The organism is Ruegeria sp. HKCCA6707, assembly GCF_013033515.1.
Classification (GTDB): Bacteria; Pseudomonadota; Alphaproteobacteria; order Rhodobacterales; family Rhodobacteraceae; genus Ruegeria.
Window position 1 is genome coordinate 23160 of sequence record NZ_WQEG01000018.1, and the last position, 6000, is coordinate 29159.

At 56.9% G+C, this 6000-nt stretch carries 5 protein-coding genes; 1 reads left to right on the forward strand and 4 read right to left on the reverse strand.

Annotation, left to right across the window (positions count from 1 at the left end):
• Positions 1-243 precede the first annotated feature (243 nt).
• Positions 244-1605, forward strand: coding sequence for a D-alanyl-D-alanine carboxypeptidase family protein (locus tag GOW40_RS21420; RefSeq protein ID WP_171103974.1), 1362 nt, complete (start codon positions 244-246; stop codon positions 1603-1605).
• A 73-nt stretch (positions 1606-1678) separates the two neighbouring features.
• Here GOW40_RS21420 and GOW40_RS21425 read toward each other — a convergent pair whose 3' ends face one another.
• From GOW40_RS21425 to GOW40_RS21440, 4 genes are all read right to left on the reverse strand, one after another.
• Positions 1679-2926: a hypothetical protein gene (locus tag GOW40_RS21425; RefSeq protein ID WP_171136787.1), complete on the reverse strand. Its 1248-nt coding sequence runs from the start codon at positions 2924-2926 to the stop codon at positions 1679-1681.
• 137 nt (positions 2927-3063) lie between these two features.
• Entirely contained in the window at positions 3064-3825 is a 762-nt protein-coding gene (locus tag GOW40_RS21430) for a LamB/YcsF family protein (protein WP_171136788.1), read from the reverse strand.
• 11 nt (positions 3826-3836) lie between these two features.
• Complete coding sequence (locus GOW40_RS21435) at positions 3837-4835, reverse strand: biotin-dependent carboxyltransferase family protein (RefSeq protein WP_171133812.1); 999 nt, start codon at positions 4833-4835, stop codon at positions 3837-3839.
• Entirely contained in the window at positions 4832-5572 is a 741-nt protein-coding gene (locus GOW40_RS21440; RefSeq protein WP_171133813.1) for an allophanate hydrolase subunit 1, read from the reverse strand. The genes GOW40_RS21435 and GOW40_RS21440 overlap by 4 nt, the downstream gene beginning before the upstream one ends.
• Positions 5573-6000: the final 428 nt, after the last annotated feature.

A 6000-nucleotide genomic window follows, 5' to 3' on the forward strand; every position in this document is an offset into this window, starting at 1 on the left:
TCACAAGTTTCCTTTGTTCTTGGAGGGGATCCGAATGTGGTGGGTAGAGTGGGGAAAAACACCATATATAGTGGCGTTTGAGGCCGCTCACGAATCGGCGAAACGCGCGGGTTTTGGTTTATTTGGCGAGGACTCTGTGTTAGCCTGACAGACAATAAATAAATGAGCTGACCGGGAAAACCCGGCGGCGCGAGGCAGACAGAGGCAAAAATCGTGCGGATTCGGCGGACAGTTCCGGCCCGGATGGGCTTTATCCTTACAGCATTCGTCTGGCTGATGGCGTTCGCGCCCGTTCAGGCGGTGGCGGCACCCTACGCGGCAATGGTAATCGATGCGCGAACCGGAGAGGTTCTGCACTCGCGAAATGCCGATACACGACTGCACCCGGCCTCGCTGACCAAGATGATGACGCTTTATATCGCGTTCGAGGCCGTTCGGAACGGCGAGATCACTCTGGACACCCCCGTACGCATCACCAAGGCTGCAGCGGCTGAGCCGCCCTCCAAGCTTGGACTGCGGACCGGGCAGACGATTGCGTTCCGCTATCTGATCCGTGCTGCGGCCGTGAAATCTGCGAATGATGCGGCCACGGCGATCGGAATTGCGCTCAGCGGGTCCGAGGCGGCCTTTGCTCGGCGGATGACACGGACAGCAAAAGCGATGGGGATGAGCCGCACCACGTTCAAAAACGCGCATGGTCTGACCGAGGCCGGGCATTTGTCTACGGCGCGTGACATGACCACGCTGGGGCGGCATCTTCTGTATGATTACCCGCAGTATTATAACCTGTTCTCACGCCAATCGACCCACGCAGGGATCAAAACCGTGCCGAATACCAACCGGCGCCTGCTGGCGGCTTACAAGGGCGCGGACGGGATCAAAACCGGGTACACGCGGGCGGCAGGTTTCAATCTTGTGGCTTCGGCAAAACGTAAGGATGAACGGATTATTGCCACCGTGTTTGGCGGCAAGTCCGGGGCATCACGAAACGCAAAAGTCGCGGAATTGCTCGATATGGGTTTCCGGCGCGCACCATCTCGCGCGCCCATCCGCAAACCGGCACGTCCGGCCTACGCGGGCAACACAGGGTTGGGTGATATTCAGGTCGCGCGGGCAACCGGTGCCCCCCAAACCAGCTTGCGTCCCGTCATCAGGCCGCGGGTTCAGATAGCCGAGGCTGGCGCAGAAACTGTAGACGAGAAACGCTCTCGTATTCAGGACGGTATCGCGGAAGCCATTGCCGAGGCCGCAGGGTCAACCGCGCCACGCCCGGCGCCGCGCCCTCAGGGTGAACAAGTCGCTTCGGCCGAACCGGTCGAAATTCCTGAGCCGCAGCAAGAGGTGGTGACTCGATTGTCATCGTCTGGCGGGCATCTGTGGGGCGTGAACGTTGGCCGTTACACGACCCGGTATGAGGCCGAGAAGGTCTTGCTGAAAACGGCGCTCACCGAAATGACGACGCTGGAAGGCACCTTGCGCAAGGTGAACCAAAGCAATCGCGGGTTTGATGCTACCTTCCAGGGCATGACACGCGAACAGGCGGACTTGGCCTGCCGTCGCTTGCAAGCGCGCAACGTTACCTGTTTCATGATCGGCCCATCATAAGGGCCGGCACATTCTCACTCATGGGCACTGGCTGTGAACCTCGGTTCACAGCCTTTTTCATTTTCAGGGGCTGTCAGTCGAAAACCTGACCATGCTGATACTGCTCATCCTGACCTGCCGCAGCGGTCAGGGCGGCAACATTGTCCTTGGTAAAGAAGCCATCATATTTGTGGCAGCGCTCGATATACTCGGTGATCAACAGGGTGTTCTTCGAGTGTTTCGAGAAGATCTGTTTCAGGTTGGGATCGTCTTTGCACTCGCCCACGACATGGGCCAGAAAGGGTACGCCTTTGTCTTTCAGCGTGTTGACCACGAAATCCACGTTCTTTTCCCCGGCATTGTGGTCGCCATCCTGTATCTCGACCGCCATGTGGTGCAGGCGACGTCCGAAATTGCGCACGAAATCCTCGGTAGGCATCGGTAGCTTTGCGAAAGAGTTTACAAATGACGGCGTGTTGTTGGCTGTGAAGACTTTGGCGGGTGATTTCTTGTCATCATCCACGGTCGGGTTGCGGTTCACATTGGTCGAGGAGTTCATGTCAAAGATGTTGTATGCGCCCCAGAAGTAATAGGGCACCATCGTCAGAAACTCGAGAATGGCATCCTCTCGTTCACCGGCAAGAATGCGTGTTGCCAGATGGTCGATGCCCAGCATCAGGGGTGCGATCTTGCTGTCTTGCCCAAAACCTGCGGCCTGATCCAACCGAGCTTGTTCCTCATCGCTCAGCAACACGCGTTCGCCCAGGCCAAGGCTGTCAGTGTCGTTGAAGTCCAGACTGGAGTAGCCAATCCGATTGCACGTGAAATCCGATGGGGTGGTAAAGCGGAAACCCTGCGCGGAATAAAACGGGTTTTCAGTTTCGCCGCTGTATTCAAAGCGGATATTTTGATCTTCGAGGGTGCGGGTTAACGTGTCCAAATCGCTGGCACCGTAAATTTCGCCAACATACCGCGTTTGCGGCGTGCCGCGTGCCAGCGGATACATGCGATTGACGCGCGAAATGAAATCCTCGAACGCGTCGCTGAGCGGTGCCATGACAATCAGCGCAGGAAATTGGGGCTGCGAATGCAGGATCGCGAATTTATGGGTTTGGCCCAGATAGCTGGCCGTGTGGCGGTAGGGGGTCATCACATAAAGCTCGACCAGCGTGTCAAACAAGGCGTCGCGCTCGACCTGCATGACAATTGCCTTCATAGGGCCGACCAGATCGGCTAAGCCCGAACTGGTGCGCCGTTCGTAGATCTTAGGCAGGTATTCGGCGAAAAAGTCCGAGTTTTTCTTATCGCCCCGGGGTTGATAAGACATCAGATCAAAAGACATAAGCAATGCTCCTTGCGTATTCCGATCCCGGCCAGCGCGGGGTGGAAAAGAAAATCTTCTGCCACCGCATGCTAAGCACCCAAGCTGCGCCGGGGCAACACTAAGCTATCTGGTGAATGCCCATGAAGTTTGCCTGATCATCGGGTGAATTTGGTCACCTCAACGCCGCCATCGATCAGATTTTCCCGCACGGATCGCGCGATCTGAACAGCCGTAGGGCCATCGCCATGCAGACAAATCGTATCGATAGATGTTTCAAGCCGTTTGCCACTTTCTGTAATGATGGCACCTTCTTTCACCATATTCAGAATACGCGGCCCGGCCAGATCAGGGTCGTGGATGACGGCGCCGGGTAGGCTGCGATCAACCAGTGTGCCATCATCGTTGTAAGCCCGATCCGCAAAGATTTCGCCCACCCATTTGCATCCAAGCTCCCGCACGGCCTCTTCTTGTTTGGTGGCCGCAAGAACCATGATGATGATGTCGGGATCGACGTCCAATGCACCCTGATAACAGGCGCGCGCCATGTCGAAATCGACCGAACACATATTCGCCAGTGCACCATGCAGTTTCAGATGTCGGACATGCGTGCCGACCGCCTTGGCCATTCCTATGGCCGCGCCCAGTTGATACCGCACAAGATTGCGCAGGCTGTCATGAGGCACTTTCATTTGGCGGCGACCAAAGCCTTGCAAATCCGGGAACCCCGGATGCGCGCCGATCCCCACACCGTTTTCCGCCGCCAGAGCCATCGTCTGAGCCATGACGTCCCAATCGCCACCATGAAACCCACAGGCGATATTGGCTGATGTGATAATCTTCAAAAGGGAGGCGTCATCACCCATCTTCCAAGGGCCAAAGCTTTCCCCCATATCGGCATTCAGATCGACGCGGGGCATGGGTAGACTCCTTATTCTGTGGCTGAGATCATTCCGCTGATCAATTGGTAGGACAACAGATCGGGAATGTCATGCGGGTCGCGCACGAGATCCTCGATCCGGCGGGGCAGGCGCATCAATTCCGACCGGAAAGCTGTATCTGCCGCCAAAGCCTGATCGAGCGACACAAACTCGAACTGAACCCGAGCACCCGCCGGTGTCTGTACCGCGCGCGGCATGTCGCAGGGCAGCACGGTCGCAATCCGGGGATACCCCCCGGTGGTCTGACACTCGGGCAACAGGATGAACGGGTTACCTGTGCCGGTCATCTGTATGTCTCCGGGCGTGATCACTTCGGACAAGATGTTCAGCTGACCTTTGGCAGCAAACCCCGCACCGTCGCTTTCCAGCTGCATGCCCATTCGGTTGGCACGGGCTCCGCGTTGGAAAGTCGTTGCGGTAAACCGGTCCAGAGTGGATTGATCGAACAGCTCAGTCTGAAAGCTTGAGACGATCCGCAACAGACCGCCCGAGAACCGATTGTCGGGCCGCAGCTTTTTACCTGCCTCCCCTTTGTCTGGACCCATTGGCAGTACGTCACCGGCTTGGATCGCAGCGCCGATATTGGCGGTCAGATGGGTCGAGCGTGAGCCAAGAAAAGGCGTCGTATCGATCCCGCCACCCAGATGAAGATAGCCATAATTGCCCTGCATGGCGGCGCCGATCACAAGCGTCTGTCCGGGCTCAAGGCTATGCGACGCGTTCCAGGCAATCGTCGCCCCGTCGATTGTGGCCTGCATGGGTGCTCCGGTCAGCGCAAAGCGCAGGCCTTGCGTTGCCTCGAACGTGCCGCCCAGCCCGGCCATCTCTAACTGTGCCAGATCAGGGCTTTGACCCAACAAAGCGGCCCCCTCATACAGAGCCAAAACATCGGCAGCACCGGACCGGGACAGACCGCGATCAAGGTATCCGCTGCGTCCAAGATCCTGTACCGTGCAGGCCGGACCGATTGCTTGCACCCGCAAACTCATGATGTGATCTCTTCAAACACAGCACCCCCCATGGCATCGGTTTGCAGCGAGTCGTATTCGTCGCGGGTGACAGAGGTGAAAATCACCTCATCGCCGGGGGCCAAAGAAAAGCTGTCGGCGTGATCAGGGCGAAAGCACTGAAACCCGGTCTGCCCCACATGGCGCCATCCGGTGGGCGTTGGGCCCGCAAACAGCACAAATTGCGATATCGCCAGCACCAGCGCACCGCGCGGTACCATGGGGGTCAGCTCTTTCTGCCGGGGGATGTTGAACTCTGGCCCCAGCGGGCCAAGATAGGGCTGCCCGGGTGCAAACCCGATGGTCAAAACGCGTACACGCGATTGACTTAGGCGGTGAATAGCCTCTTTGGGGCTTAAACCTGCGGCGTCCGCCGCCTCATCCAATTGGGGAGCAAGATCGGTTCCGTAGACAGTGGGCACATGCCACAGCTTACGGCCCTTTGGCAAAGGCGCGCCATACCAGTCCTGGCGCTCTAACATCTGTCTCAAACGCTCCAGAACGTCTTCATGTGGCAGGACCTGCGGATCAAACCGCAGATAAGTTGATGCAAGCGAAGCTGAGGTTTCGATAACCCCGTCCCAGTTCAGCGTTTCGACTGCGTATCGAAAAGCAATCGCTGCCCGGTTTGAGGCTTCTGTCATAGTATCTGCAAATGTGACCAGCGCTCCATCAAGGCCAACGGATCGAATTCGTGGGAACGTCTTTGTGCCTGTCATTGGGTGCCTGCAGTACTGGCCTGTTGTTTCATGCAGCGACCTGACCCCATCAATGACCAAAGTGCAAGTTCTCAGGGGAGAGAATCCGAAACCACCAGATGCGGTTTTGAGAACAGTTTCTAGGCCAAGGTGAATCACTTGTGGCTCTGAGGTCTTGTGCTGCGGGGTGTATCCTGAGCTATATATTGTGTTCGGACCGAGTGCTGATTTCGGGATTGCGGCTGCTGAATAGGGCGCACGGGCCAGCACCAAAGGACTCTGTGGCCTCATATGGATGTAAGATATTGTTTTTTATGATTAAATTATAAATTTGAAAAAAATGTGAAAATAGCCATTTTTCTTCTTGCGGAAGTTTTGAGTATTACTTAGAACGCCCTTCACCGGCGCAGCTGAGGTTGTGCGGACCCACTGGAGAGACGGTGTGACGG

Excerpts from the sequence above, each read along its gene's own strand:
- GOW40_RS21420 (WP_171103974.1), top strand. The coding sequence starts at position 244 with ATGGGCTTTATCCTTACAGCATTCGTCTGGCTGATGGCGTTCGCGCCC.
- GOW40_RS21425 (WP_171136787.1), bottom strand. The coding sequence starts at position 2,926 with ATGTCTTTTGATCTGATGTCTTATCAACCCCGGGGCGATAAGAAAAAC.
- GOW40_RS21430 (WP_171136788.1), bottom strand. The coding sequence starts at position 3,825 with ATGCCCCGCGTCGATCTGAATGCCGATATGGGGGAAAGCTTTGGCCCT.
- GOW40_RS21435 (WP_171133812.1), bottom strand. The coding sequence starts at position 4,835 with ATGAGTTTGCGGGTGCAAGCAATCGGTCCGGCCTGCACGGTACAGGAT.
- GOW40_RS21440 (WP_171133813.1), bottom strand. The coding sequence starts at position 5,572 with ATGACAGGCACAAAGACGTTCCCACGAATTCGATCCGTTGGCCTTGAT.